Origin of the sequence: Kordia aestuariivivens, from assembly GCF_014397005.1 — a bacterium.
Classification (GTDB): domain Bacteria; phylum Bacteroidota; class Bacteroidia; order Flavobacteriales; family Flavobacteriaceae; genus Kordia; species Kordia aestuariivivens.
Window position 1 is genome coordinate 1 of sequence record NZ_JACGWS010000041.1, and the last position, 739, is coordinate 739.

General features: G+C 35.0%; 2 protein-coding genes. Both read left to right on the forward strand.

All coding sequences use genetic code 11. The features are described from left to right. Positions 1-347, forward strand: a 347-nt coding sequence (locus tag H2O64_RS23925) for a rhodanese-like domain-containing protein (RefSeq protein ID WP_187564765.1), incomplete at its 5' end; no start/stop codon positions are given. Positions 348-371: 24 nt separating this feature from the next. Further along, positions 372-739: FAD-dependent oxidoreductase (locus H2O64_RS23930; protein WP_187564766.1), on the forward strand; the 368-nt coding region annotated here is incomplete at its 3' end.

The following is a 739-nucleotide window of genomic DNA, read 5'->3' on the forward strand; positions in this document are numbered from 1 at the left end:
AAGTCGATTCCATTTCATCAATAACAGCAGATGAACTTGCATATATAAACAAAAAAGAACCGATCAACATCTTAGATGTTCGTAAAGAAAGTGAATACAACAGTGAACATATAGAAAATGCGATCAATACGCCTTTAGATTACCTAGAAACGAGTATTAATGCCGTAAACAAAGACAAAACATACTATGTACACTGTCGCAGTGGATATCGTTCTATGGTCTTTGTATCTATATTAAAATCTAAAGGATATAAAAACCTTATAGACATTCAAGGAGGAATAAACGCTATTAAAACGAATGGGACATTTCAAATTACCGAATATGTAGCTCCAACAACCTTATTGTAATAGGGTTACTAAATCAATATACAAATGAAAACAACATATCAAATACTTATTATTGGAGGAGGTACTGCTGGATTAATGACAGCTAGTAGTCTGCTTGAGAAAAACCCAAAATTGGACATTGGAATTATAGAACCTTCAGACAAGCATTGGTATCAACCCGCTTGGACACTCGTAGGTGCAGGCACCTATAATTACAATAAAACACAACGTCCTATGAAATCTGTAATGCCCAAGAATGCAGATTGGATTAAGGATAAAGCGGTTTCTTTTGACCCAGATACCAATACAGTAGCTACCGCTAAAAATGGTGTAATATCGTATGAATATCTAATTGTAGCTCCTGGCTTGAAACTTGATCCTTCTAAAGTGGAAGGACTCACAGATGCTATTGA